At 36.2% G+C, this 24,172-nt stretch carries 26 protein-coding genes; all 26 read right to left on the bottom strand.

Going from position 1 to position 24,172, the window contains the following annotated elements; genetic code table 11:
- Positions 1-2 precede the first annotated feature (2 nt).
- The 26 genes from gmk to moeA all read right to left on the bottom strand — a co-directional run bounded on the left by gmk (position 3) and on the right by moeA (position 23,925).
- Positions 3-626 carry a guanylate kinase gene (gmk, locus tag DYE60_RS02310; protein ID WP_115315026.1) on the bottom strand — a complete coding sequence of 208 codons (624 nt, stop codon included), beginning with the start codon at positions 624-626 and terminating at the stop codon, positions 3-5.
- Positions 627-714: 88 nt separating this feature from the next.
- On the bottom strand, positions 715-1,179 hold the full coding sequence (gene gpt / locus DYE60_RS02305) for a xanthine phosphoribosyltransferase (protein WP_115315025.1): 465 nt from the start codon (positions 1,177-1,179) through the stop codon (positions 715-717).
- 257 nt (positions 1,180-1,436) lie between these two features.
- The gene (rnhB, locus tag DYE60_RS02300; RefSeq protein WP_115316410.1) at positions 1,437-2,036 is read right to left on the bottom strand and encodes a ribonuclease HII; all 600 of its coding nucleotides are present in this window, start codon (positions 2,034-2,036) and stop codon (positions 1,437-1,439) included.
- A gap of 92 nt (positions 2,037-2,128) precedes the next feature.
- Positions 2,129-3,133, bottom strand: a complete 1,005-nt coding sequence (gene gap / locus DYE60_RS02295) for a type I glyceraldehyde-3-phosphate dehydrogenase (RefSeq protein ID WP_115315024.1) — start codon at positions 3,131-3,133, stop codon at positions 2,129-2,131.
- Between the two features lie 239 nt (positions 3,134-3,372).
- Entirely contained in the window at positions 3,373-3,666 is a 294-nt protein-coding gene (locus DYE60_RS02290) for an RnfH family protein (protein WP_115315023.1), read from the bottom strand.
- Positions 3,656-4,090 carry a type II toxin-antitoxin system RatA family toxin gene (locus tag DYE60_RS02285; protein ID WP_115315022.1) on the bottom strand — a complete coding sequence of 145 codons (435 nt, stop codon included), beginning with the start codon at positions 4,088-4,090 and terminating at the stop codon, positions 3,656-3,658. The genes DYE60_RS02290 and DYE60_RS02285 overlap by 11 nt, the downstream gene beginning before the upstream one ends.
- Before the next feature lie 3 nt (positions 4,091-4,093).
- Positions 4,094-4,936 (bottom strand): 16S rRNA (adenine(1518)-N(6)/adenine(1519)-N(6))-dimethyltransferase RsmA, encoded by an 843-nt coding sequence (rsmA, locus tag DYE60_RS02280; RefSeq protein WP_115315021.1) that lies wholly within the window; start codon positions 4,934-4,936, stop codon positions 4,094-4,096.
- A gap of 81 nt (positions 4,937-5,017) precedes the next feature.
- Complete coding sequence (locus tag DYE60_RS02275) at positions 5,018-5,968, bottom strand: peptidylprolyl isomerase (protein WP_115315020.1); 951 nt, start codon at positions 5,966-5,968, stop codon at positions 5,018-5,020.
- An 80-nt stretch (positions 5,969-6,048) separates the two neighbouring features.
- Positions 6,049-7,473, bottom strand: coding sequence for a bifunctional D-glycero-beta-D-manno-heptose-7-phosphate kinase/D-glycero-beta-D-manno-heptose 1-phosphate adenylyltransferase HldE (gene hldE, locus DYE60_RS02270; RefSeq protein ID WP_172460349.1), 1,425 nt, complete (start codon positions 7,471-7,473; stop codon positions 6,049-6,051).
- Positions 7,474-7,572: 99 nt separating this feature from the next.
- On the bottom strand, positions 7,573-8,025 hold the full coding sequence (locus DYE60_RS02265; protein ID WP_115315018.1) for a YcgN family cysteine cluster protein: 453 nt from the start codon (positions 8,023-8,025) through the stop codon (positions 7,573-7,575).
- A 35-nt stretch (positions 8,026-8,060) separates the two neighbouring features.
- Positions 8,061-8,657: an RdgB/HAM1 family non-canonical purine NTP pyrophosphatase gene (rdgB, locus tag DYE60_RS02260; protein WP_115315017.1), complete on the bottom strand. Its 597-nt coding sequence runs from the start codon at positions 8,655-8,657 to the stop codon at positions 8,061-8,063.
- A gap of 344 nt (positions 8,658-9,001) precedes the next feature.
- Positions 9,002-10,231: an aromatic amino acid transporter gene (locus tag DYE60_RS02255; protein ID WP_115315016.1), complete on the bottom strand. Its 1,230-nt coding sequence runs from the start codon at positions 10,229-10,231 to the stop codon at positions 9,002-9,004.
- 230 nt (positions 10,232-10,461) lie between these two features.
- Positions 10,462-11,691: an aromatic amino acid transporter gene (locus DYE60_RS02250; protein ID WP_115315015.1), complete on the bottom strand. Its 1,230-nt coding sequence runs from the start codon at positions 11,689-11,691 to the stop codon at positions 10,462-10,464.
- 66 nt (positions 11,692-11,757) lie between these two features.
- Complete coding sequence (gene tnaA, locus DYE60_RS02245) at positions 11,758-13,176, bottom strand: tryptophanase (RefSeq protein ID WP_115315014.1); 1,419 nt, start codon at positions 13,174-13,176, stop codon at positions 11,758-11,760.
- A gap of 384 nt (positions 13,177-13,560) precedes the next feature.
- Positions 13,561-13,767, bottom strand: a complete 207-nt coding sequence (gene tatA / locus DYE60_RS02240) for a twin-arginine translocase TatA/TatE family subunit (protein ID WP_115315013.1) — start codon at positions 13,765-13,767, stop codon at positions 13,561-13,563.
- 88 nt (positions 13,768-13,855) lie between these two features.
- A complete protein-coding gene (torD, locus tag DYE60_RS02235; RefSeq protein ID WP_115315012.1) occupies positions 13,856-14,434 on the bottom strand; it encodes a molecular chaperone TorD in 579 nt (192 codons plus the stop codon).
- A 6-nt stretch (positions 14,435-14,440) separates the two neighbouring features.
- Complete coding sequence (gene torA / locus DYE60_RS02230; protein ID WP_115315011.1) at positions 14,441-16,906, bottom strand: trimethylamine-N-oxide reductase TorA; 2,466 nt, start codon at positions 16,904-16,906, stop codon at positions 14,441-14,443.
- 11 nt (positions 16,907-16,917) lie between these two features.
- On the bottom strand, positions 16,918-18,066 hold the full coding sequence (gene torC, locus DYE60_RS02225; RefSeq protein ID WP_115315010.1) for a pentaheme c-type cytochrome TorC: 1,149 nt from the start codon (positions 18,064-18,066) through the stop codon (positions 16,918-16,920).
- Between the two features lie 238 nt (positions 18,067-18,304).
- On the bottom strand, positions 18,305-19,348 hold the full coding sequence (locus DYE60_RS02220) for a HesA/MoeB/ThiF family protein (protein WP_115315009.1): 1,044 nt from the start codon (positions 19,346-19,348) through the stop codon (positions 18,305-18,307).
- Positions 19,349-19,351: 3 nt separating this feature from the next.
- Positions 19,352-19,777 carry a molybdenum cofactor biosynthesis protein MoaE gene (locus DYE60_RS02215; RefSeq protein ID WP_115315008.1) on the bottom strand — a complete coding sequence of 142 codons (426 nt, stop codon included), beginning with the start codon at positions 19,775-19,777 and terminating at the stop codon, positions 19,352-19,354.
- Between the two features lie 2 nt (positions 19,778-19,779).
- Positions 19,780-20,037 carry a MoaD/ThiS family protein gene (locus tag DYE60_RS02210; RefSeq protein WP_115315007.1) on the bottom strand — a complete coding sequence of 86 codons (258 nt, stop codon included), beginning with the start codon at positions 20,035-20,037 and terminating at the stop codon, positions 19,780-19,782.
- Positions 20,021-20,497 carry a cyclic pyranopterin monophosphate synthase MoaC gene (gene moaC, locus DYE60_RS02205; protein WP_115315006.1) on the bottom strand — a complete coding sequence of 159 codons (477 nt, stop codon included), beginning with the start codon at positions 20,495-20,497 and terminating at the stop codon, positions 20,021-20,023. Before moaC ends, DYE60_RS02210 begins: the two co-directional genes overlap by 17 nt.
- 5 nt (positions 20,498-20,502) lie before the next feature.
- On the bottom strand, positions 20,503-21,135 hold the full coding sequence (mobA, locus tag DYE60_RS02200) for a molybdenum cofactor guanylyltransferase (RefSeq protein ID WP_115315005.1): 633 nt from the start codon (positions 21,133-21,135) through the stop codon (positions 20,503-20,505).
- 18 nt (positions 21,136-21,153) lie between these two features.
- Positions 21,154-21,672 (bottom strand): molybdenum cofactor biosynthesis protein B, encoded by a 519-nt coding sequence (moaB, locus tag DYE60_RS02195; protein ID WP_090922710.1) that lies wholly within the window; start codon positions 21,670-21,672, stop codon positions 21,154-21,156.
- Positions 21,673-21,676: 4 nt separating this feature from the next.
- The gene (moaA, locus tag DYE60_RS02190; protein WP_115315004.1) at positions 21,677-22,684 is read right to left on the bottom strand and encodes a GTP 3',8-cyclase MoaA; all 1,008 of its coding nucleotides are present in this window, start codon (positions 22,682-22,684) and stop codon (positions 21,677-21,679) included.
- Positions 22,685-22,692: 8 nt separating this feature from the next.
- Positions 22,693-23,925 (bottom strand): molybdopterin molybdotransferase MoeA, encoded by a 1,233-nt coding sequence (gene moeA, locus DYE60_RS02185; protein WP_115315003.1) that lies wholly within the window; start codon positions 23,923-23,925, stop codon positions 22,693-22,695.
- Positions 23,926-24,172 lie beyond the last annotated feature (247 nt).

The following is a 24,172-nucleotide window of genomic DNA, read 5'->3' as shown; positions in this document are numbered from 1 at the left end:
TCTTACTCTGCTAATAAATTGCTAATAAGTGACTGATGACGAATGGCTTGGACATTATGTTTTAAACGCTCTGCAATTAAAATACTTTTAAGATCCGTTAATGCAGTTTGAAAATCATTATTGATAATCACATAATCAAACTCATTATAGTGGCTCATTTCAGATACTGCCTGTGCCATACGTTTTGCGATCACTTCTTCAGAATCCTGCCCACGTCCAATTAAACGTTTTTCCAATTCTGCTTTTGATGGTGGCAAAATAAAAATTGTTTTTACATTTGGTAATTTTTGTTTAATTTGCTTCGCACCTTGCCAATCAATATCTAAAAAAACATCAATACCTTGTTCAAGACTTTTTTCGATCATTGGTAAAGAGGTACCATAATAATTACCAAATACTTCGGCCCATTCTAAAAAATGATCTTTAGCAATAAGATCTTTAAATTCATCGTGATCAGTAAAGTAGTAATGCACGCCATTCTCTTCACCAGGACGAGGATTCCGAGTAGTATGTGAGACCGAAAGTTGCACCTCACTGCGAGGTAAGTCAGAAAGTAACGCATTGATTAGTGATGATTTTCCTGCACCACTTGGTGCAGAAACAATATAAAGGTTGCCTAAGTTCATAATTATTTTTTAATATATTTTTGTTGGATACGAATAGAGACGTTATACAACGTCTCTACTTTGATACTTATACTATAATTGATAAGAATTATTTTCTTGCCAATGGTGGCACAAAATTCAAGCCTAAATCCCAAGGTTGCTCAATCCAAGTATTTTGTGGAATATCAATTATATAGTCATCGACAAGAGGAGCGCCTGCTGGTTTTGCAAATACAGTCACAAAACGTGCTTTTGGATACATTTCACGAATCGCTTTTGCTGTATTACCCGTGTCAACTAAATCATCTACCACGATGAAACCTTCACCATCGCCTTCCGCACGATGAATTACTCTTAAAGTATCACTTTGAGTAAAATGATCTTCATAGCTTGCAATACAAACCGTTTCTACGTGTCTAATCCCCAATTCACGAGAAATAACCGCTGCTGGAAACAAGCCTCCACGACTAACAGCAATAATTCCTTTCCATTGTGTTGCAGGAAGTAATTTTTCTGATAACTTGCGAGCGTGCATTTGGAACATGTCCCAAGTTACGATGTACTTTTCACTCATAAAATCTCCTAGTAAGAATAGTGAGTAGCTTTAATGCTTTGTTAAAAATAAAATTTTTGCAATGATACACGAAAACAGCGTGTTTTTCTAGTGATGTTTCTTACTAGATCCCATAAAACATATACTTTTAATGCTTGATTTAATAAACCTGTATATTATGCGGGAAAGGCATTATCCTCTCGAAAATATCTAGGTGATATTTTAACTAAAATCTGATATCTAGTGGAAGCGGTTATTTTTATTTTATTTTTTGCAAATTATTTAGTTTGCTGTAAAACTTTTGCCACAGGTGCAAAACTCTTGCGATGAAAAGGGGTTGCGCCTAATTCCATCAGTTTTTCAAAATGTAATTTTGTTGGATAGCCTTTATGTTTTGCAAAACCATATTCAGGATATTGTTTGTCCAGCTCTTTCATTTCATTATCACGCACGACTTTAGCTAAAATGGAGGCAGCACTAATTTCTGCGACTAAACCATCACCTTTAATAATAGCTTGTGAAGGCACAGCAAAATCAGGCGTTCTATTCCCATCAACCAACACAAAATTAGGTTGAATTCTTAGCCCTTGTACTGCTCGTTGCATGGCTAACATAGTGGCATTTAAAATATTGATTTGATCAATTTCTTCTGGCTCAGCACGCCCAATTGACCAACATAACGCCTTTTCTCGGATCTCTTCCGCTAAACTTTCGCGACGTTTCTCAGACAATTTTTTAGAATCATTTAAGCCTTCAATTGGGCGATTAGGATCAAGAATCACAGCAGCCGTGACCACAGCACCCACTAATGGACCTCGCCCCACTTCATCAACGCCTGCAATCAAATCTACATTTGGATAAATAAATTCTGTACTCATAAAAATCACTTCCATTAAATAAAACAAAAGGACTGCCGAAACAGTCCTTTAGATTCCAAATTACTTTAAAAAGTAATTAAAAATTGATTAAATTAACCTTTGTAGTTATGAACTAATGAGATTAAATCACAAACTTTGTTTGAGTAACCAGTTTCGTTATCGTACCAAGATACTAATTTAACGAAAGTATCAGTTAATGCGATACCTGCTTTTGCATCAAATACAGAAGTTTCGATTGCACCGTTGAAGTCAGTAGAAACTACTGCATCTTCTGTGTAACCTAAAACACCTTTCATTTCATTTTCTGATGCACGTTTTAATTCTGCACAGATTTCTTCATAAGTTGCTGGTTTTTCTAAGTTTACAGTTAAGTCAACAACAGAAACGTTTGCAGTTGGAACGCGGAACGCCATACCAGTTAATTTACCGTTTAATGCAGGTAATACTTTACCTACTGCTTTAGCAGCACCAGTAGATGATGGGATGATGTTTTGAGCCGCACCACGACCACCACGCCAGTCTTTCATTGAAGGACCATCAACAGTTTTTTGAGTTGCTGTTGTTGCGTGAACTGTTGTCATTAAACCATCTTTGATACCGAATTTATCGTTAATAACTTTCGCTAATGGTGCTAAACAGTTAGTTGTACAAGAAGCGTTAGAAACGATATCTTGACCTGCATACTCGTGGAAGTTTACACCGTTAACAAACATAGGTGTAGCATCTTTAGAAGGACCAGTTAAAACAACTTTTTTCGCACCTGCTTGGATGTGTTTACGTGCTGTTGCGTCGTCTAAGAATAAACCTGTTGCTTCTGCAACAACTTCAACGCCAGCTTCGTCCCATTTTAAGTTTGCAGGATCACGCTCAGCAGTTACACGGATTTCTTTACCGTTTACTACTAATTTACCGTCTTTAACTTCAACAGTTCCGTTGAAACGACCGTGAGTTGAATCATATTTCAACATATATGCCATATAATCAACATCAATTAAGTCATTGATTGCTACAACTTCAATGTCATCACGAAGTTGTGCTGCACGGAATACGATACGACCGATACGACCGAAGCCGTTAATACCAATTTTAATAGCCATAGATTTTTTTACCTATATTTTAAGTTAAACAAAATTTTTCTTTTACACCTAACTATGCAAAAGATACTGTGAATTATATCACACTTTTTCACATTGCTAAGCCCAAAAGCACGGAAAGAAATATATCAGATAAAGGTTATGTGATCTATGTCAAATTTTAAATTATTCATCAACTTAGCAACTTTTGCAAATAACGTTTAAAATATAACCGCTTATCTTTTTTCATATTGCAATCCTTCTTATTTCTTTTTCTGTTGCTCTGCTCGTTTACGGCGAATTTCTTTTGGATCTGCAACCAGTGGACGATAAATCTCTACTCTATCGCCATCATTTACTGTATCCGTTAATTTTGCAGGGCGACTAAATATCCCCACTTTATTCGTCTTCAAATCAATTTCTGGGTATTTTTCTAATACACCCGATTGTGTAATCACTTGCTCAATACTAAGCGGTGTATTTAATTCCACTTTTTGCAAAAAATACCGTTCAGGGTAAGCATATAATACTTCAACCTTTATGTTATCAGACACCATAAACCTCTTTTGCACGCTTTTTAAATGAATTGATCATTTTTTGGGTTAATTCATTAAAAATTTTACCAAATACCATTGCAATCATTGGATTAGAAAATTCAAACTCTAAATGTAGTGCAATTTTACAGCTTTGCTCATCAAAAGGCGTAAATGTCCACGCACCTTGTAAGTTCTTAAAAGGACCATTTAATAGCTGCATTTCAATTTTCTGATTGGGTATCATTTTATTATGGGTGCTAAAACGCTGACTAATTCCTAATTTTTGAATATGCAACTCAGCTTCTAATTCATTTTCTGCAGTTGTCAGTGTTTTTGCCCCCACGCACCCTGAAAGAAATTGTGGGTAACTTTCATAATCATTCACAAGTGCATACATCTGCTCTGCACTATAAGGTACTAAAGTAGATTGATTGATTATTGGCATTGCTTATTTTTCTTCTAAATCCTGATGATCAAACAAGTAATTCGCAAGTGATACATAATCTTTTAAGCTTAAATTCTCTGCTCGAGCTTGCAAATCCATACCTAATTCTTCTAATTGCTCTGCTGTAAATAGCTGTGACAATGAATTTCTTAATGTTTTACGACGTTGATTAAACGCTTGAGTAACCACACGATTTAAGAAACTGACATCTTTTGCTGGATAAGGCAATTCTGTGTAAGGTACTAAACGAATAACCGCTGAATCTACTTTTGGTGCAGGTTTAAATGCTGCTGGTGGCACTTCTAACACAGGCATTACTTGACAATAGTATTGTGCCATTACCGTTAAACGACCGTAAGCCTTACTATTTGGTGCCGCACACAAACGCTTAACCACTTCTTTTTGCAACATAAAGTGCATATCTTGGATAAGATCGTGGAAGGTTAATAAATGGAAAATCAACGGCGTTGAAATGTTATAAGGTAAGTTACCAAATACACGAATGCCGTTTTGCTCTGTTAAATTTAAACTTTCAAAATAATCACGGAAATTAAAATTTAAAGCATCTTGCTCAATAACGGTTAATTTCTGATTAAGAAAAGGGTGATGGCGTAAACGTTCCGCCAAATCACGATCCAGCTCGACAACCGTGAGTTTATCGACTTGATCCGCAACAGGCTCAGTTAAAGCCCCTAGACCTGGACCAATCTCAATAAGAAAATCACTCTTTTGAGGATTGATTGCAGCAACAATATTATGGATTACATCTTGATCGTGCAAAAAGTTCTGACCAAAGCGTTTACGAGCTGTATGCCCTAAGTGTTTTTTTGAATTAGATGACATTATTTACCTAAATGAATAAAAAAATTTGCGGTATTATACCTCAGCCATAAAAAAAAAGCCTCTGAAAACAGAGGCTCAATCTAATTATTTACGTTTAACGTATTCTATCTGTGCTTTTTTGCGTAGTGCTTTTATCCAGTCTTGTGATGCCTCTTGTGCTTGTTCATCAAACAAGTGTTTGTAAGCTTCCTGTAAATACACTTCTTTAGTCGTATCTTTTAAACGTGTTTCTGTTACTTTTAAGATATGCCAACCAAACTTTGATTGGAAAGGTTCAGAAATTTTACCAATTGGTGTTGACGTTATACGCTGTGCAAAACGAGGATCATACGCCTGTGGGAAATTCCAACCTAAATCACCGCCATCAATGGCTGAGACATAATCTTTTGAATTTTTTGTGGCGGCCTGTGCGAATGTCATTTTACCAGATTTAATATCTGCAACAATCTGCTGTAATTTCTGTTTTGCTTGTTGATCATTCAAAATAGGATTTGTTTTAATCAAAATATGACTAACACGATACTGCTTTGCTGTTGATTTTTTCAGCTTTCCTTTTTGAGCTTCATCATTAAGCATTTGCTCTGCCAAAATTTGCACATTTTGTGGGCTAACTTGAATTGATTTACCAATACTTACTTGACGAACCTGTGCCATCATCATTTGATGAGCAATTTGCTGACGATATTGATTTAATGAGATACCTTGATAGTCCAACGCATCCAGTAATTGCCCGTAGGTTATCCCATTTTGAGAAGCAATATTTTCAATCGCTTGGTTTACTGTACGATAGTTAATTTGTACACCAGATTCTTTAATTGCTTTTTGAACTAGATAATCATCAATGGTTGCTTCAAGTGCTTTACGATGATTCGCTGGTGTATCAGGACGAGAACCTAATTGCTGCTTCACCTGACTTTCCATAATCATATAGCCATCAACCAATGCTTCTACTCGCTCTTGTGCAACAGCCATCTGAGTTGTTGCAAATAATGCAATAAGCGTTAAGAAAGATGATTTTATTAAGTTACATTTCATTATAAATTCCTTTAATTATTTTAAAATAATGATGGGGTGTTTGAGTAATACAGTATCAAAAAGTTCACTCTTATCCAAAATTACGATGTTTGAATCTTTTTAATAATATTTGACGTTGAACACCCATTTTCAAAATTCAAGACTCGAACTTCGCCACCATTTGCCCATACTTCTTGGCTACCAGCGATTTCTTCTGGCTTATAATCGCCCCCTTTAACCAATAAATCAGGCAAGATCTCACTAATTAAACGTTGTGGCGTATCTTCTTCAAAAGGCACGACCCAGTCTACAGAAGAAAGCCCCGCAAGAACAGCCATTCTTGCATTCAAATCGTTAATAGGACGCGTTTCGCCTTTCAAACGTTTTACCGACTCATCACTATTTACAGCAACAATTAAGCGATCCCCTAATTTACGGGCATTTTCTAAATAAGACACGTGTCCAGGATGAAGAATATCAAAACAACCATTCGTCATAACGACTTTTTCGCCTGATTGTCTTGCTTTTTGCATTACTTCTTTTAATTCACTTTCAGAAACAACACCAAATCCTGTTTCATCACGTTGGTGAATCGCATTTTCAAGCTCACTTGGTGTTAATGTTGAAGTACCTAATTTTCCAACTACAACACCTGCTGCTGCATTTGCAAGGTAGCATGCTTCTTCATAAGAACGCCCATCAGCTAATGCGGTAGCTAATACGCTGATAACTGTATCGCCAGCCCCTGTCACATCAAATACTTCTTTTGCCAAAGTTGGTAAGTGATAAGCTTCTTGATTAGGACGAAGTAACGTCATTCCCTTCTCAGAACGAGTCACTAATAATGCTGAAAAATCATAATCTGCAATCAATTTCAGCCCTTTTTCAATAATTTCTTCATCGGTTTTACATTCACCTACAACAGCTTCAAATTCCGACATATTCGGTGTGAGCAACGTTGCACCACGATAACGTTCAAAATCTGTGCCTTTTGGATCGATTAACACAGGTACATTTACGTTTCGAGCAATTTGAATCATTTTTTGCACACTATCCAATGTGCCTTTGCCATAATCAGATAAAATCAATGCACCATATTGTGCCACTTCATCGCTTAATTGTGCTAATAATGAATCACTTGCAACGTTATGAAAATTTTCTTCAAAATCTAAACGTAGCAACTGTTGATGACGAGATAACACTCGCAATTTGGTAATAGTTGGGTGTGTTTCTAATGCGACACAATGATTTTGAATTTGATGATCGCTCAATAATTTACCTAACGCATTTCCAGCATCATCTTGACCAATTAAACCGTGCAACGTAACTGGCACATTTAATGCCGCGATATTCATCGCTACGTTAGCCGCACCGCCCGCTCTATCTTCATTATCTTGAATTTTAACAACAGGCACTGGAGCTTCTGGGGAAATTCGATTTGTTGCACCAAACCAATAACGATCTAACATTACATCACCAAGTACTAATACTTTGGCATTTTTAAATTGAGAAGAATATTGCATCATAATAATTATTTTTCTTTAAAATTAAACCTTTGTAGATTCTAACACATTAAATAAAATTTGTGGAAAAGAGATTCATCGCAGTGCTGAAATAGACGACAATCACACTTCATCAATCACAAATTCAAACCAATCGATCACATCTTTTTCGTGTATAGGATTTTTGATTAACACATTTGCTTTTTTAACCGAGTTTTGATCTTTGGAAATCAACGGATGCCAATCAAATAAAGGCTTACCCTCATAAAGCAAACGGTAAGCACAAGTATGAGGTAGCCATTTAAAATCAGGCAAGTTTTTCTTGGTTAATTTTGTGCAATCTGGCTCCAACTTAAAACGTTCAGTATAATGGCTACACAGCCCCGTTGCTAGATCCAATTGATTACACGCAATACGAGTGAAATAAAGACGTTCACGCTTGCCTCTACCCTCAATATGCTTATGAAAGCAGCATTTTCCACAGCCATCACATAATGCTTCCCACTCGTCATCATTCATTTCAATGAGGCTTTTATGTTCCCAAAATAGCGGTGTGATTTTTTCTAAATTTTGCAAATTTTTCTCCAAAAACTATCACTGATAGAAACAGCTTATTTAGCTAACTGTTGTTTCAATAATTCAAGGGCTATTGCTCTGTGTGAGATTTTTTTCTTCTCAACACTTTCCATTTCTGCAAAAGTACAATTCTTAGGTGGGTAGAAAAACAGAGGATCATAACCAAAACCATTTGAACCACGCTCTTCCGATAAAATTTTACCAAAGCACTCTCCCATTGCAATTTTAGGGGTTGGATCCGTTGGATGTTGTAGTAACACAATGCAACTCACAAATTTTGCAATACGTTTTTCGTCTTCTACATCTTTTAATTCTGTCACCAATTTTTGACGGTTAGCCACATCATTGCCGTCTTCTCCTGCATAGCGAGAAGAATATAATCCAGGTGCACCGCCAAGTGCTTCAACGGATAAACCCGAATCATCAGCAATCGCTGGCAAGCCTGTTTTTTCACTAGCATAACGTGCTTTTAAAATCGCATTTTCAACAAAGGTCAGCCCTGTCTCTTCTGGGGATTCGATCCCAAATTCACTTTGTGCAATGACTTCAAATCCAAATTCACTTAATACATCTTGCATTTCTTTGACTTTACCCACATTGCCTGTCGCAAGCACAATTTTTGTTTTTTGCATTACCATTCCTAATTTCGTTCTAAAAAATTAGGCTATTTATACCATATTTTAATAAGAAAGTGCACTTTGAAATATAACACTGCTACATCAAGGTATTTATAAGGTAAAAAACCTTAAAGAATCTTTGTACTGTATCCAAATACCACTCTCAGTTCAAAAAATATGACAAATATTTCATAATAAATAAAGTGAGGGAAAGCACCTGCATAAATATCATAAAACAAGCGGTCATATTTTATTGATTTTTTTGAAAATTTTATAAAAAATATGACCGCTTGTTAAATTAAAATAAAAACGTTCTTGAACTATCATCAAGAACGCTTTTATTATTTTTAATAGTAAGTTTAGCCTTTAAAGTTAGGTAATACGCCAAACATATCTAAGAAATGAATTACTGCCACTGCAATACCGAAGATAATCAACACCGCTAGCAAGAAATTTCCGCCACCAATATGAAAGCCTTCTGTACCATTTCGCTCGCGTGCTTTTTTCACTAATAAGGCTGGCACAATACAAGTCCAAATCGTTGCTATTGCCCCCGCATAACCAATCGCTTTAACAAAACCGAATGGGAATAATACTGATAGAATAAGTGGTGGTAAGAAAGTGACTGCCCACGATTTAATTCGTCCTTGTGTACTATTATCAAAGTTAAAAAAATCTGCTAAATAATCAAACATTCCTAAACCAACACCAATAAATGAAGATAATACTGCAGCTATTGAGAACGCATTGATAATATTGGTAACTGTTTGTGATTCAATAACTTGCCCTAATGCACCAAGTAATGCTTTCCATTCGCCACCATCAACAAAAACTTGTTTGAAGTCTGCACGTGGTAAATTCCCAAAGATACTAAATGTCCAAAGTAGATATAGTACTAATGCAATTGATGTACCTCCAAGAATGGCATATTTTGCTTTGTTCTCCGAGCCATAGTAAATTCGCATTGATGCAACACTGTGATGATAACCAAATGAGGTTAGAGCAACAGGTAACATGACAGCAGCAAAACGCATATAGTCGCCTTGCTCATTGCCTGAGTCTAATAATATTGTCATATCAATATTTGTTGCAAGCCCTGATACCCCAAAAATAAAGGTAAACACCATCACTAAAATAAGTAAAACTGAAATGCGATCAACAGCTCGGGTTGAATGCCATACGAGACCAGAAAAAGTCAGTACAAAAATAATTGACCAAATCCCAATAGAATTATCACCAAACACACTACCTAATAAACCATCAAGAGTTAAACCAGCCACAGTTGTATAAGCATAAAGCAATATTCCACCCACAAAATACACAGATAAGTTACTGATAAAATTGATTTTATTTCCTAATAAATCTTTTGTGACTGTGCTAAATGATGCCGTTAGTTCATACTTTTTATAAGCTTCTAGTAATAGCCAGCCCGAAAGAGTCATCATTAACATTGTAAAAACAAGTGCAAGACTAGAATAAATTGTCCAAGCTCCTGCACCTTTGATTGGAATCGCAAGCATGCCTGCTCCAACACAAACACTGGCGATAATACACGCTCCGCCTAAAATTGAAGGGGTATTTTTTTTCATTAGATGACTCCTGTTCATTATTATTAACTTCAAACCCAGAACTATTGTACTAGTACAAAATGCAAAAGCAATAGTTTTATGTGATTTTTATTAAATAAATTACGCAAGAGGAAATTTATAATGGCTAAAAATTAAAAAAGGAGGGAAAAGATAAAAAGAAGCACTTATGCTTTGGTAAATTCAGCAAAAGTGCCTCAATAAACTTAGTTATAATTCTCTAATACTAATTTTTAACCTTTAAAGACAGGTAAAATGCTCATCATATCTAAGAAATGTATAACCGCCACGCTAATGCCAAAAAGAATGAGTGCGACAAGTAACCCATTTCCACCTCGAATATGAAAACCTTCTATTCCATTTTTTTCGCGGGCTTTTTTGGTCAATAATGCTGGAATAATACACGTCCAAATTGTTGCAACTGCTCCTGCATAGCCAATCGCTTTGACAAAGCCAAAGGGAAATAATACCGATAAAATCAGCGGTGGTAAAAAGGTCACTGCCCAAGATTTTATTCTTCCTTGTTTAGTGTTATCAAATTGAAAGAAATCCGCCAAATAATCAAATACCCCTAAACCAACGCCAATAAATGAGGATAATACTGCCGCCATTGAGAACGCCTTAATAGTATTTGTTACTGTTTCTGATTCAATCATTTGACCTAATGCACCAACCAGTGCCTGCCATTCCCCTCCACTCTCGAAGACCTGCTTAAATTCTGAACGAGGCAAATTTCCAAAGATACTGAATGTCCAAAGTAAATATAAAATGAGTGCAATGCTTGTTCCACCTATAATTGCATATTTTGCTTTCATTTCAGAACCGTAGTAAATTCGCATTGAAGCAACACTGTGATGATAGCCAAATGACGTTAATGCAACAGGTAACATTGTCGCAGCAAATAATGTATAACCGCCTTGTTCATTATTTGAATCTAACAATATTTTCATATCAATATTACTTGCTAGTCCAGACACACCAAAAATGAAGGTAAATATCATCACTAAAATGAGTAATACTGAAATACGATCCACTGCTCTAGTTGAATGCCATACAAATGAAGAAAAAATAAAAACGAAAATAATTGACCAGATACCCGTAGAATTTTCGCCAAAAATAGAGCCAAATAAATCTGTCAGGGTTAAGCCTGCGACTGTTGTATAGGCATAAAGCAAAATGCCACCCACAAAGTAAACCGCAAGATTATTGATAAAATTGATTTTAGAACCGAGTAAATCCTTTGTTACAGTACTAAATGAGGCAGTTAATTCGTATTTTTTATATGTTTCAAGTAACAACCAACCTGAAAGAGTCATCATTGTCATCGTAATAAGTAAGGCAAGGGTGGAATATATTGTCCACGCTCCCGCCCCTTTTATCGGAATAGCCAACATTCCCGCACCGACACAAACGCTCGCAATAATACAAGCACCACCAATAATTGAAGGGCTATTTTTTCTCATAATAAAACTCCTTACCATAAGTGATAGTTAAAAGGTTGCACGAGGGCAACCTTTATATTTCAAGTTTTATTCAATCTCTTTTAAACGAGCGGTAAAATGACGTAATACTTTAGGCTCATAACTAAATGTTAACCCTTTAATATTTTTCGCATTTTCTTTTACTTTTTGGAATGCTTCAATAATGAAATCCATATGGCTTTGCGTATAGGTCGCACGTGGCACGGTTAAACGTAGCAACTCGGCAGGACAAGGTAATTGTTTACCTGTTTTTGGATCACGACCTAACAAGAATGAACCAATTTCAACCGCACGAATACCTGCTACTTTATAAAGTTCACAGGCTAATGCTTGTGCAGGGAATTGATCCGCAGGGATATGAGGTAATAATTTACCCGCGTCAACAAAGGCAGCGTGTCCACCCGGTTGTTGGCAAACCACACCGATTTTTTCTAAGCCATCAACTAAATATTCAATTTGACGAATACGATAAGCCAGCCAATCCTCACGCATACCGTCGTATAAACCGACCGCTAAACGCTCCATTGCACCACCTTCTAAACCGCCATAAGTTGGGAAGCCTTCTTGTACCACACATAATGTACGGCACTCGTGATACACATCTTCCATTTCTTTATTTTTGAAACAGAGTAATCCGCCCATCGGCACCATTGCATCTTTCTTCGCCGACATTGCAAGGGCATCAGCATATTGATAGCACTCATAAGTGATTTTCTCAATCGACCAATCTTTGCACTCTGCTTCACGTTGTTTAATGAAATACGCATTTTCAGCAAAGCGAGCTGAATCCATCACCACAGGAATATCGTATTTACGTGCAATCGCATACATTGCTCTTAAGTTTGCAAGAGAAACTGGCTGACCACCGGCTGAATTACAAGTAATGGTTGCTACGATGTAAGGTACATTTTTAGCCCCTACTTTTTGAATGCCTTCTTCTAATTTTTCAAGGTTAAAGTTTCCTTTAAAATCGTGTTCCACACCTGTATCAAAAGCTTCTTTAATGTAAACATTGTTTACTGTCGCCCCATTTAATTGAGAGTGACCTTGTGTGGTATCAAAGAAATAGTTAGAGAACACCACCATTTTGTCACGTTCTAAGCCTTTTTCCTGTTCACGTTTTTTGATTAAAACAGGAATATAAATTTGCTCTGCACCACGCCCTTGATGGGTTGGGATCGTAAATTCGTAACCAAAAATAGCTTTCACAGCATCTGCTAACGCATAATAACTACGGCTACCACTATATGCCTCATCACCACGCAACATCGCCGCCTGCATATCTTGAGTCACCGCACCCGTTCCGCTGTCTGTTAACAAATCAATAAAAATATCTTTACTGTCTAACAAAAATGGGTTCATTCCTGCTTTTAGAATGGCTTCTTCACGATACTCACGCGTGGTTCTTTTCACTGGCTCAATCACACGGATACGGAATGGTTCTGGTAAATGTTTAAACGTATTCATCATAAAATCCTCATATAAATAGATACACACCTTTCATACATTTAATCTGTAAATGTAGAAGAAATAAAAATAGAAAAGATAAAAAAATGAAGAGAAAATTATGGAAGACAGAGAAGCATTCTAGGATCAATTACGAACCACGATTTTAAATAAAATAGAAAGAATCGCATAAATTTATCCTCTAAAAAGAATGTAAATTTGATTACCTTTTGAACTAAGGCGAGATGAGAATAGTATAAATTTATCGCGATGTCATTGATGATATGTTTGTTTTGTGATCGATTTCACATTATTATGAGACAGTATTTTATTAGAATAAAAAACGAAGCACTATCGATGCTTCGTTGCTATTTTCTAAGCTAAAAAATAATGAGCAACTTACTATTACTCTTTATCTTTTTTCACTTCATCTGTGACTTTTTCAAATTCAGCGTCTTCGATTTCACTTTCTTTTTCATCATCTTTCATTGCTTTTTTAAAGTCTTTCATCGCACCACCAAGATCAGAACCAATATTTCTTAATTTCTTTGTTCCAAAAAGTACCACGACAACCAATAAAAGAATCAGTAATTGCTGCCAGCTAAATCCCATTTTCCATCTCCTACAAGATAATATGATAAATGTAGCTGAATAACTTTGACATATCCAACTACATTTATTTATATAACTTAATGTTATTCTATTTACTTAATACAGATATAAGCATTGCCATAATATTCTGATAAAACATCGTTTTTGTTTTTATTTTTTGAACCTTATCATTAAATGGAATTAACCAATTTAATAAATAATTTTCTACAAAATCTTGCTGTTTTTCAGAATCAGAATATGTGACTAATTTATTCAGAATTTGCAAATAAACACCAACGTGATCACTTGGCTCTTTACTTTCTTGATTAAATTGCAATCCAAATTGTGCTAACAATGAATCCATATAGTTGAGGTTCGTTGTTAAAGCCTCTTCTTCTAAATAAGCAGAAGCATAAGGCAATGCACTAGATTGTCCATCAAGTAAGAAAAGCTGTGTAAAATCAGCCGCTAACTCTAACTGACCGTAAGGCATCTCATTGATTTGAACTATATCAGATTTTATCTGCTGAACCTGTGATGAAAATCCTTGTTCAGATAATAATTCAAATAATGGCTCAAACATACCTTGTTGATACTGTTTGAGCTGCTCATCTGTCAGCTCGTGGCTTAGCAAACTGCCAAACCACGTGCAAAGAAATGCTTTTTCTTCTTTTGCTAAGTTAATCATATTTTATTATAGCTTAACTTCTGTTGGACCAGTAAATCCGTTTGGTGCTGGTGCATCACCTTGATATTTCTCAACATTTACGATACAAGTATTCGCTGACACAGCCTGAGCAAGATCCGATGTTGCAATATCTAAAGTCATCGTATTTGGACAACCATAAGTATCAATCGCTCCTACTTCTGCACCTAATGGAGAATACCAAGCACCTTCTTGTAAACGTAATACACCACTTGGGAAGTTATCTGATAAATGTGCTCCAACAATCGCTTGACCACGATCATTATATACACGTACTAAATCACCGTGAGCAATACCTAATTTTTTCGCATCTTCTGGATTCATAAACAGTGGTTCACGACCTTGAATACTATAAGTATCACGCAGTTCTTTAGATTCACATAATTGTGAGTGTAAACGTTTATCTGGGTGACAAGATTGTAACCAGAATGGATATTTATCTGATTTAGGTCCACCGTGAGAGCGTTCTTCTTTTTCGAACCACATTGGGTGTCCTTTACAGTTGTTATAACCATATTCGGCAATCTTATTACTATAAATTTCAATTAAGCCTGAAGGTGTTCCTAATGCATGCACTTCTGGATCTTCAATAAAGTCAGCATGACGTACCCAAGGTTTACCTTCTGGGAATAACACATAACCTTTTTTCCAGAATTCTGCAAATGGTGGCATTTCAAATTTACCATTATTCTCTTTACGGCAATCTTCATAAAGTGATTCAACCCATTGCATTTCATCCATTCCACGAGAATATTCTTTATCTTTACCAAAACGCTTACAAAGATCTCTGAAAATTTCAAAATCAGGACGAGATTCATAAAGTGGTTCAATCAATTTTTGCATTGCAATCACACCACGAGAGCTATATGAACCATAACCATCAATATCGTTACGTTCAAATGGTGTACATGCTGGTAATACAATATCAGAGAAGCGACAAGTTGCTGTCCAGCTATAGTTAACAGAAACAACTGTTTCTAATTTTTGGAAAGCTTGTTTCATCTTGTTATGTTCTGATTGACGATGCCATTGGTTACAACCTGAGAAAATAACCATTTTATAAGGTGCATAAACGACTTTTTTACCATTATAGTTAATGGTTTCACCAGCATAAAGTAATGAATCTGTCGCTCTTGCAACAGGAATAACAGAGCTATAACCTTTATAATCTTTGTTATCGTAAACTGGTTTTTGACCTTCATCTAAGTTTAATGGGAATGCACCAGGCATCGCTGCACCAGAACTAGAAACCCCAACAGAACTATAATGGTGAGCATAACTGATACCACCACCAGCTTGACCAATCTGTCCTAACATTGCTGCTAAAACAGCACCCATCCAATATGGTTGTTCACCATGTTGCTGACGTTGAATCGCCCAACCAAAAATAAGCTGAGTACGTTTACCTACTAATGAACGAGTAAATTCACGAATTTTATCTGCTGGTACACCACAGATTTTTTCTGCCCATTCAGGTGTTTTCGCTACTTTATCTTCTGTTTTACCCATTAAATATGGCACGAAGTCTTCAAAACCTACTGTATAAGTATCAATAAAGTCTTCATCATAAAGTTTCTCAGTATAAAGCACATATGCCATTGCTAACATCATCGCAACATCCGTTTGTGGATTGATATATTGATGTTCACAACCTAAGAAATTCTGTGTTTTTGTTTTCACTGGATCAACAGAAATTACATTCACGCCTTTCGCTGCAACTTTTTGTTTTAATTGCTCTAAATAAGCATAAGCTTCGTGAGTTTCACAGTTCCAACCTACTTGTAAGTTTTTCACAGGATCGCTTGACCAGAAAATAATATTTTCACTTTCTTTTAAGATTACATCCCAAGAAGTACCTTGTGAATATACTTCTGTCGAACCTAATACATAAGGAAGAATTACTTGCCCTGCACCTGTTGAATAGTCTCCTGCTGAAGTTACGCTATTACCAAACATACTTACAGCACGGATCATATGGTTACCACAGCTGTGGAATTGACCCGTTGAACGCCAGCCTACGTTTGCAGTGTGTAATGCCCAAGGACCATAATTCTTTTGAACGCGATCTAATTCTTCATAAAATAAATCTAATGCTTTATCCCAAGAAACACGCACGAAACGGTTATCACCACGTTCAGCAGTGTTACTTTTTTCACGGTTTTTAAGCCAATCTAAACGTACCATTGGATAACGAATACGTGCTTCGCTATAAATTAACCCTTTGATACCTTTGATCATTTCTGTTGGGTGCTTATCATACTCAAATGGTTTAACTTCACTTACCTTACCATTTTCAACTTTGGCACGAATCGCTCCCCAGTGTGAACCCGTTAATTTCCATTCTGCTGACTCTGCATTTGCAAATGCACTTCTTGAAACAAGAAAGCTAGGCATTGAAAGCGTTGCTGCCATTGCAGAGGCGTTAGTTAAAAACTGACGACGAGATTGTTGCATAATTTTTCTCCTTATTTATTCGGATGAGTTTCAAAATCAGATGAATGCATTTGTAAATAGCGTAATACTTGTTTACCGGTTGCTTCGTCTATATTCGTAAAGCCAATCATACCACTAAATAATCCAACCCATGTATTCGCATCAAAATGTGCAATATCTGGTTGCTTATGACAGGTACTACATTGTGTTTTATAAATTCCTTCCGCTTTTGCCCAAAGGGTATCAATATTATCGACTAACTGAGATTTCGCAATCCAAGCTTGTACTTTCACTTTTTGCCAAGGTAAACGAGTTTCTTCATCTTTTACTTTTTCGATTACAGTATATGGTTTTGGTTTTGTTTTCATAAACTCTTTTGTTAAAACCGCGTCAGTGATACTTTTACCTTTTTCATGATACCAAACACGACCAAAACCTTTCGCTTTACGCCACATTTCTAATTCTACTAAATCTGCATTTCCTGTTGATTTGATAAATTTAACTGGCACAGCCCACTCTAAATTACCAATTTCTTGTTGCATATTTTCATCAGCAAATAAGCTAGCACTTGCTTTAGTAAAATAAGTTGTTCCTTCTGTTAATTCACTTACTGCTTCAACCTCTTTCGGTTTTGGTAAATGATGTGAAATACCTTTATGGCAATCAATACAACTTTGATCTTTTGCTGCCGCAGCTTTCATTGCTTCACGTGCTGCAGGTTTCATTTCATCAAACTTCATTCTGTCATAACGGTGACAGTTTTTACACGCTTGTGAACCATTCGCTGACATTCTTGCCCACTCTCTTTCTGCCATCTCTAAACGATGTTTTTCAAAAGAGCCTTCTTCATCATATTTACCTGTCATTTCCGCAAAAATTTCTTTTAATGCTTCAATTTTGCGTAAATATTTATCAATTTTCTTGTGTGGCAAGTGACAATCTGCACAAGTAGCCGCTACACCAAATTTATTTGAAAAGTGAGCTTTTTCTTTCAATTCTTCTAATGGTTGCTCCATTGAGTGACAGCTCACACAAAATTCTTCAGTACTCGTTTCCTCTAATACTGTATTAAAAACTATCCAAGCAATAATACCTGCAATAGCACCTGTTACTAATAAAACGCCTAAACCTAATTTAGACGGTTTAAAGAAAAAATTCTTTAATAAATGAAGTAATTTCATTTTTTTCCCCAACTTAAAATAAAAATAATAAATAGCTAGATAATCTAACTATAAAATACGAATAATGTTAACTTTGTATTATACAATCGTGAGATGTAAATATACAGTTACAATCCCTAATAAAAATTGTTTGAAATCAAACAATCATTGTTTACTAAACTTCCTTTTATGCAAGCGGTAATATTTTAGACAATTTTTGCAAAATCAATAAAAAATATGACCGCTTACTCCATTTCTCTTACCAATCTTCTTGATAAGTAAATGTTTGACTAAATCCACTATATTGTAAATATTTCACAAGACTTTTACTCCTTGTGCCATTACTACAAATAAAAATATAAGATTTAGATTTTGATAGAAAATCACTTGGATTATCTAATAATTGATCAGGTGTAAAATAGGCAGTCGCATATTCACACGGTTTTACATTTACTTCATTTTCTCGACGAATATCAATGATTTCATAACCTTGTTTCAATGCTTCGCTTAATTCCCCTTGAAAAACTAAATTTGCCGTATAGCGATTCACAACTATTTTATCATTCTGCGAATGACAACAATCCTGATCAAAAGGAATAGCGATCTTGTTTAAACTCAACGAATAAAAATCAAAATGATAAAGCGTACTTTCTGCCACAGGATAAAATCCTGAAAGTAGCTTAATCGCTTCTAACGCTTGCAAACAACCCATCGTTCCCGGAACTGGTCCTAATACCCCAAGAATATCGCAACTTCCTGTTACTTCTACACCTTCTGGCCACATACAACGGAAACAGCTAAATGGCTGATCTTTTTGAGGGATCATCGTGAAAAGTTGCCCTGTCATTGCTGAGGCATTCGCAAAAATAACGGGAATTTGGCGTAAAATCGCGACATCATTTAACATATAGCTAAAAGACAACATATCGGTACAATCTAATACCACATCATATTGTGAAATTAAACGTAATAATGTTTGCACATCTAACGAAGCCCCAATGGCTTTTACATCTAATTGCGGATTACGTGCCAATAAATACTGCTTAACCGTTTCTGCTTTATTGTTACCTAAATCATTTTGGGTAAACAACGTTTGACGGTGCAAATTACTTGGCTCGATATCATCATAATCAACAATCGTAATATGCCCAATGCCTGACATCGCTAAATAACTGACCGCCGTTGTTGCTAATCCACCAGCACCGATCACTAAAACTCGACTGTTATTTAACTGCTGTTGTTTCTCCGCCGTCATTCCTTTTACAAGTAATTGACGAGAAACATCAAGGGTTGAATGTTGCATAAACTAAGGTCGGCTCTCAATATTTGAAACCCACTCGTGTGTTTCTTTGTCTAAGTAAAACTCTTTTTTCCAGATCGGCACATCAGCTTTCAAAGTGTTGATAATATACTGACAAGCCTCAAAGGTTGCGCCACGATGTTTGGCACTCACGCCAACCCACACTGCTAAATCGCCAATCGCTAATTTACCCACACGATGAATACAAATTGCCTCTTCAATATCAAATAGTTCTTTTGCCTGAGCAACAATTTTCTCGCCTGTCGCAACGGCTAACTCTTCATACGCACTGTATTCCAATCCACGCACTTGGTTATCATTGTTATGATTTCTTACCCAACCTTCAAAACTACAATAACCGCCACATTCATCTAAACGTAGCTCTTTTTTGTAGCTTTCAATATCAAATTCTTCGGATTTAATTAAAAACATTGTTAGCCTCCTGCCACTGGTGGAATAAATGCCACGATATCATTTGGCATAATAACCGTATCCCAAGCGGTAAACTGATGATTCACGCTCACTCGCACTTGTTTTTGAGATAATTCGACACCTAGCTCTGTACAAATATTGCTAAATAACATTTCAGCAGTTAGGCTGTCACTTAACGGACGTATTTCTTCTGATTTATTCGCTTTTTCTTGAAAAACCGCAAAATATAAAATTTTAAAGGTATTATTTGATACAGACATCTTTTTTACCCCCTGTTTTTTCTAATAAGCGAACTTCTTCAATAATCATATTGTGCGTTAATGCTTTACACATATCATAAACCGTTAAAGCCGCAACGCTGGCTGCGGTTAAGGCTTCCATTTCAATCCCTGTTTTATGGGTGACTTCCGCAGAGGTATAAATCGTTAAAACTGGCTCTGTTTCTGAATATTCAAAAGAGACTTTGCATTTTTCCAAAGGTAATGGGTGGCAAAGTGGAATTAAATTTGAGGTCTGTTTTGCCCCCATAATCCCCGCAATTCGTGCGATCCCCTCAATTGATCCTTTTGGGGTTTGACGATCATTTTCCAAAATAATTTGATAAATATCTTGTGGAAAACGGATCTTAGCCATTGCTTTGGCTGTGCGGTGTGTGGCAACTTTATTGCTCACGCCCACCATATTTGCATTTCCATTATTATCTAAATGGGTAAAATTCATTCTTTTTAACCTATATGTTTTCTATATTGCGTGTACTGTTGCTTTGCGTTCTCAAACTGCTCTGGCGTATTAAAATTGCAACAGAAACTCACAGAATCTGGCAATTCAATTTCTTTCATCTTAAATTGATCACAAAATGGCATGACTCGGCGATTGCCAGCTAATAAATAATCTTTTAAATCCTTCGCCAATGATGTGTGATATAACCCTACCAACGGCAATAATTTGTGATTTTTTAGTAAAATTGTTTTTGTTTGTGTATCTTGATTTGCATCGATTTCATCGATCGCTTGCTGAAATAAATCAATAATTTCTGATGGTAACAACAACGCATCACAACTATATACCCACAACCACTGCTGATTGGCTAAATAGCTCTGCTCTAACACAGGTTGAATGGCAGATAATGCCCCTGATTTATTCAGCAATAAATCAGGGGATAACGTAATATTCTGCGTTGCAATTTCTGAATAAGTGTAATCATCAGCACATACAAAAGTGGCTAAGTCTAATTGACGAGCGTCTTGCACCAATCTTGAAAGCAAGGTCTCACCTTCAAAAAGTAGCTGTGCTTTATTCTGCCCCATTCGGCGACTGTTGCCACCTGCTAAGATAGCGATATGTGCTAATTTATTCATTGTTACTCTTTACGACAATTATTTGATAAATCTAACGTGTGGTACAAAGTTGCAAGGTTTAGTTCTTGCATCTAATTGATTTTCTAAAATGTCGCCCCACGCTGTTTTACAGGCACCCGTTGAACCTGGAATAGCAAAAATCAAGGTACGATTTGCCACGCCTGCTACTGCACGTGATTGAATCGTTGATAATTGAACGGTATTTTGTGAGCATTGACGGAATACTTCGCCAAAGCCATCAACGGTTTTATCAAATAAAATGCTTACTGCCTCAGGAGTAATATCTTTATCGTAAAAACCTGTTCCACCCGTGATAATCACAACTTGGCATTCTTTATCCGCAATCCATTGACTTACGATTGCACGAATATCATAAAGATGATCGGTACACAATTTACGTTCATATAAATTATGTCCTGCTTTTAATAACGACTCTTGCAAGTAATCGCCTGACGTATCTTCCGCAAAAGTACGGGTATCCGATACGGTTAAAATGGCAATGTTTAATGGTTCAAATTGTTTTCCACCATCGTGCATTTTCTTATCCTCCAATCATAGATAAATTTGTAATTAAGCCAGAATTGTTTTCATGTAAATGGTGCATTTCTGGTTTTTGTGGCATTAAATTTTGTAAATAATTGATCAAATCTGACCGCTTACCATCCGCCAAATAAGGACGAATATTAAACGCACAACTGTCAAACAAGCATAAATGCAAGTTCCCCATTGCGGTTACTCTTAAACGGTTACAATTTTTACAAAAATCTTTGCTATAAGGTGCAATCACGCCCATTCGTCCCATATAGTCAGGATGAGCATATTCTACGGCAGGACCTGCGTCTTTACCTCGTGGTAACGCCGTCCAACCTTCTCTTTCTAAAATTTTCACAATACGGCTCGCACTTAAATGCGAATTTTCAAATAATAAATTATTTTCTGCGGTTTGCATTAACTCAATAAAACGAAAGCTGATCGGTTTATCCTTGATAAATGCCAAAACACTGTGAAGTTGCTGAACGCCACTTTCTTTCAACAATACCGCATTCAATTTGATCGGTAATGGCTTATAATCCATTATCAAATCAATCGCTCTTAAAATTGAGCTTAAAGAACGTCGTCCTGTGATCTGCTCAAAGGTATCTTCGTCCAAACTATCCACACTGATATTGATCTGATTCAGTCCTGAATCGATCCACTTTTTATAATGCTGCTCCAACTTCCAACCGTTAGTCGTTAAAGCAACTTTTTGAATATTTTCAGGTTTCTGGCAGACTTGGATAATCTCGTTAATGTCTTTTCTTAACGTCGGCTCGCCACCTGTTAAACGGATCTTCTTTGTGCCTAAATCCGCAAAAGTTGAAACCAAATTATCAATTTCAGACACCGTTAATTCATTCTTCGGCTTCTTTCCTTGATAACCATCTGGCAAGCAATAATTACATTTAAAATTACATAAATCGGTTACTGACAAGCGTAAATAACTCAATCTCCGCTGAAATAAATCAGTTAATGGTGCTGATTTATTATCAGTCTCGGTAAGATTTCTCATTTACACCTCTACAAAAATTTGCCGTTTAAAGGGAAAATCTCAACATATTCCTCTTTTTCAAACTCAGCTTTTTCTGCTGGCAAATAGACAAACGCATTCGCTTGACTTAACTGATAAATACGGTGTGAATCTTGTGAGAATTGCGTGTAAACCACCCAATCATTATTTGCGTCTTTCTCAACAAAACCACGTTGTAATTCAGTACGACCTGAACGGCGTTTAATTTCATTGCCTAATTTTGCTTTTACGCTTAATTTCGGTAAGGTTACACCAAAATATTGATAAATGGCAGGAAGTAAGAATAAGGTTGCACTGATTGTGGTTGAAAGCGGATTACCTGGTAAACCAAAATAACGTGCCTTGCCTAAGTGACCAAATACAAAAGGTTTACCGGGTTTTAATGCAACTTTATATTGCACAATATTACCCAGTTTGCTCACGCAATCTTTTAAGAAATCATAATCGCCAACAGACACACCGCCAGAGGTTACCACGATATCATTTTCGCTCGCCGCTTTTTCTAAAATACGGCTGATTTCATCAGGATTGTCTTTGATAATGCCGTAATCATTGATGATCACAGGGAAAGATTGCAATAATGCTTTCACGGTTGGGCGGTTTGAATCGTAGATTTGCCCTTTTTGTAATACTTCACCCGCTTCACGCAATTCATCGCCTGTTGAAAAAACCGCGATTTTTAATGGCTTATAAACATTGACTGAACCACAGCCCACGCTTGCTAATAAAGGAATATCAGTAACAGAAATACAATGCCCTGCTTTTAATACTGCTAACCCCTTAGACACTTCCTCACCTTCACGACGGATATTATTGCCCAAAGGTTGCGTTTTCATTAGCTTAATTGTGATTTTATTTTCTGTTTCTTCACGCTGAACATTCTCTTGCATGACCACGCAATCGGTATTTTCAGGAATAACCGCACCGGTCATAATACGCACGCATTCGCCAGAACCTAACACGCCATCAAAAGGTTTTCCTGCGATAGATTCCCCAATACACACAAATTCGCAATTTTCTTGAAAATTTTGACCGCTTGAATGTAACGCATAGCCGTCCATTGCTGATACTGACGAAGTTGGAATATTGATATCAGAGACAATATCCTCGCTTAACACTCGCCCAATGGCATTTAACAATGCAACACTTTCTGATTCGGTTTTCTTTGGAATACTGTTTATATCTTCAATAATAATGCGACGGAGATCTTCAACGTGAATCATATTCTGTACCTATGTTTAATAAAATTTATTTTTCATATTTGCCATTCATTTTAATGAGCGACAATAAATCTGAAAGATTATAACAAATCAGCGTACATTATGTAAGGAAGTTGTTTAATTTCAGTTTAAAAGGTTAATTTTACGACAAAACAAGTTAATGATAGTAATAATCAATAGTAGATAAAAGTTGCATATTTTTATGTTTTAGCGTATAAATTATCGCCCTAAAATATCTTTTATATTATAA

The organism is Phocoenobacter uteri (genome assembly GCF_900454895.1).
GTDB classification, from domain to species: Bacteria; Pseudomonadota; Gammaproteobacteria; order Enterobacterales; family Pasteurellaceae; genus Phocoenobacter; species Phocoenobacter uteri.
Note: the sequence above shows the minus strand (reverse complement) of the source record. Positions and strands in the feature narration are given on the sequence as shown.

Bases quoted from the DNA above. Each gene is read 5' to 3' on its own strand.
- gmk (WP_115315026.1), bottom strand. From the start codon at position 626: ATGAACTTAGGCAACCTTTATATTGTTTCTGCACCAAGTGGTGCAGGA.
- gpt (WP_115315025.1), bottom strand. From the start codon at position 1,179: ATGAGTGAAAAGTACATCGTAACTTGGGACATGTTCCAAATGCACGCT.
- rnhB (WP_115316410.1), bottom strand. From the start codon at position 2,036: ATGAGTACAGAATTTATTTATCCAAATGTAGATTTGATTGCAGGCGTT.
- gap (WP_115315024.1), bottom strand. From the start codon at position 3,133: ATGGCTATTAAAATTGGTATTAACGGCTTCGGTCGTATCGGTCGTATC.
- DYE60_RS02290 (WP_115315023.1), bottom strand. From the start codon at position 3,666: ATGGTGTCTGATAACATAAAGGTTGAAGTATTATATGCTTACCCTGAA.
- DYE60_RS02285 (WP_115315022.1), bottom strand. From the start codon at position 4,090: ATGCCAATAATCAATCAATCTACTTTAGTACCTTATAGTGCAGAGCAG.
- DYE60_RS02275 (WP_115315020.1), bottom strand. From the start codon at position 5,968: ATGAAATGTAACTTAATAAAATCATCTTTCTTAACGCTTATTGCATTA.
- hldE (WP_172460349.1), bottom strand. From the start codon at position 7,473: ATGATGCAATATTCTTCTCAATTTAAAAATGCCAAAGTATTAGTACTT.
- rdgB (WP_115315017.1), bottom strand. From the start codon at position 8,657: ATGCAAAAAACAAAAATTGTGCTTGCGACAGGCAATGTGGGTAAAGTC.
- DYE60_RS02255 (WP_115315016.1), bottom strand. From the start codon at position 10,231: ATGAAAAAAAATACCCCTTCAATTTTAGGCGGAGCGTGTATTATCGCC.
- DYE60_RS02250 (WP_115315015.1), bottom strand. From the start codon at position 11,691: ATGAGAAAAAATAGCCCTTCAATTATTGGTGGTGCTTGTATTATTGCG.
- tnaA (WP_115315014.1), bottom strand. From the start codon at position 13,176: ATGAATACGTTTAAACATTTACCAGAACCATTCCGTATCCGTGTGATT.
- tatA (WP_115315013.1), bottom strand. From the start codon at position 13,767: ATGGGATTTAGCTGGCAGCAATTACTGATTCTTTTATTGGTTGTCGTG.
- torD (WP_115315012.1), bottom strand. From the start codon at position 14,434: ATGATTAACTTAGCAAAAGAAGAAAAAGCATTTCTTTGCACGTGGTTT.
- torA (WP_115315011.1), bottom strand. From the start codon at position 16,906: ATGCAACAATCTCGTCGTCAGTTTTTAACTAACGCCTCTGCAATGGCA.
- torC (WP_115315010.1), bottom strand. From the start codon at position 18,066: ATGAAATTACTTCATTTATTAAAGAATTTTTTCTTTAAACCGTCTAAA.
- DYE60_RS02220 (WP_115315009.1), bottom strand. From the start codon at position 19,348: ATGCAACATTCAACCCTTGATGTTTCTCGTCAATTACTTGTAAAAGGA.
- DYE60_RS02215 (WP_115315008.1), bottom strand. From the start codon at position 19,777: ATGTTTTTAATTAAATCCGAAGAATTTGATATTGAAAGCTACAAAAAA.
- DYE60_RS02210 (WP_115315007.1), bottom strand. From the start codon at position 20,037: ATGTCTGTATCAAATAATACCTTTAAAATTTTATATTTTGCGGTTTTT.
- moaC (WP_115315006.1), bottom strand. From the start codon at position 20,497: ATGAATTTTACCCATTTAGATAATAATGGAAATGCAAATATGGTGGGC.
- mobA (WP_115315005.1), bottom strand. From the start codon at position 21,135: ATGAATAAATTAGCACATATCGCTATCTTAGCAGGTGGCAACAGTCGC.
- moaB (WP_090922710.1), bottom strand. From the start codon at position 21,672: ATGCACGATGGTGGAAAACAATTTGAACCATTAAACATTGCCATTTTA.
- moaA (WP_115315004.1), bottom strand. From the start codon at position 22,684: ATGAGAAATCTTACCGAGACTGATAATAAATCAGCACCATTAACTGAT.
- moeA (WP_115315003.1), bottom strand. From the start codon at position 23,925: ATGATTCACGTTGAAGATCTCCGTCGCATTATTATTGAAGATATAAAC.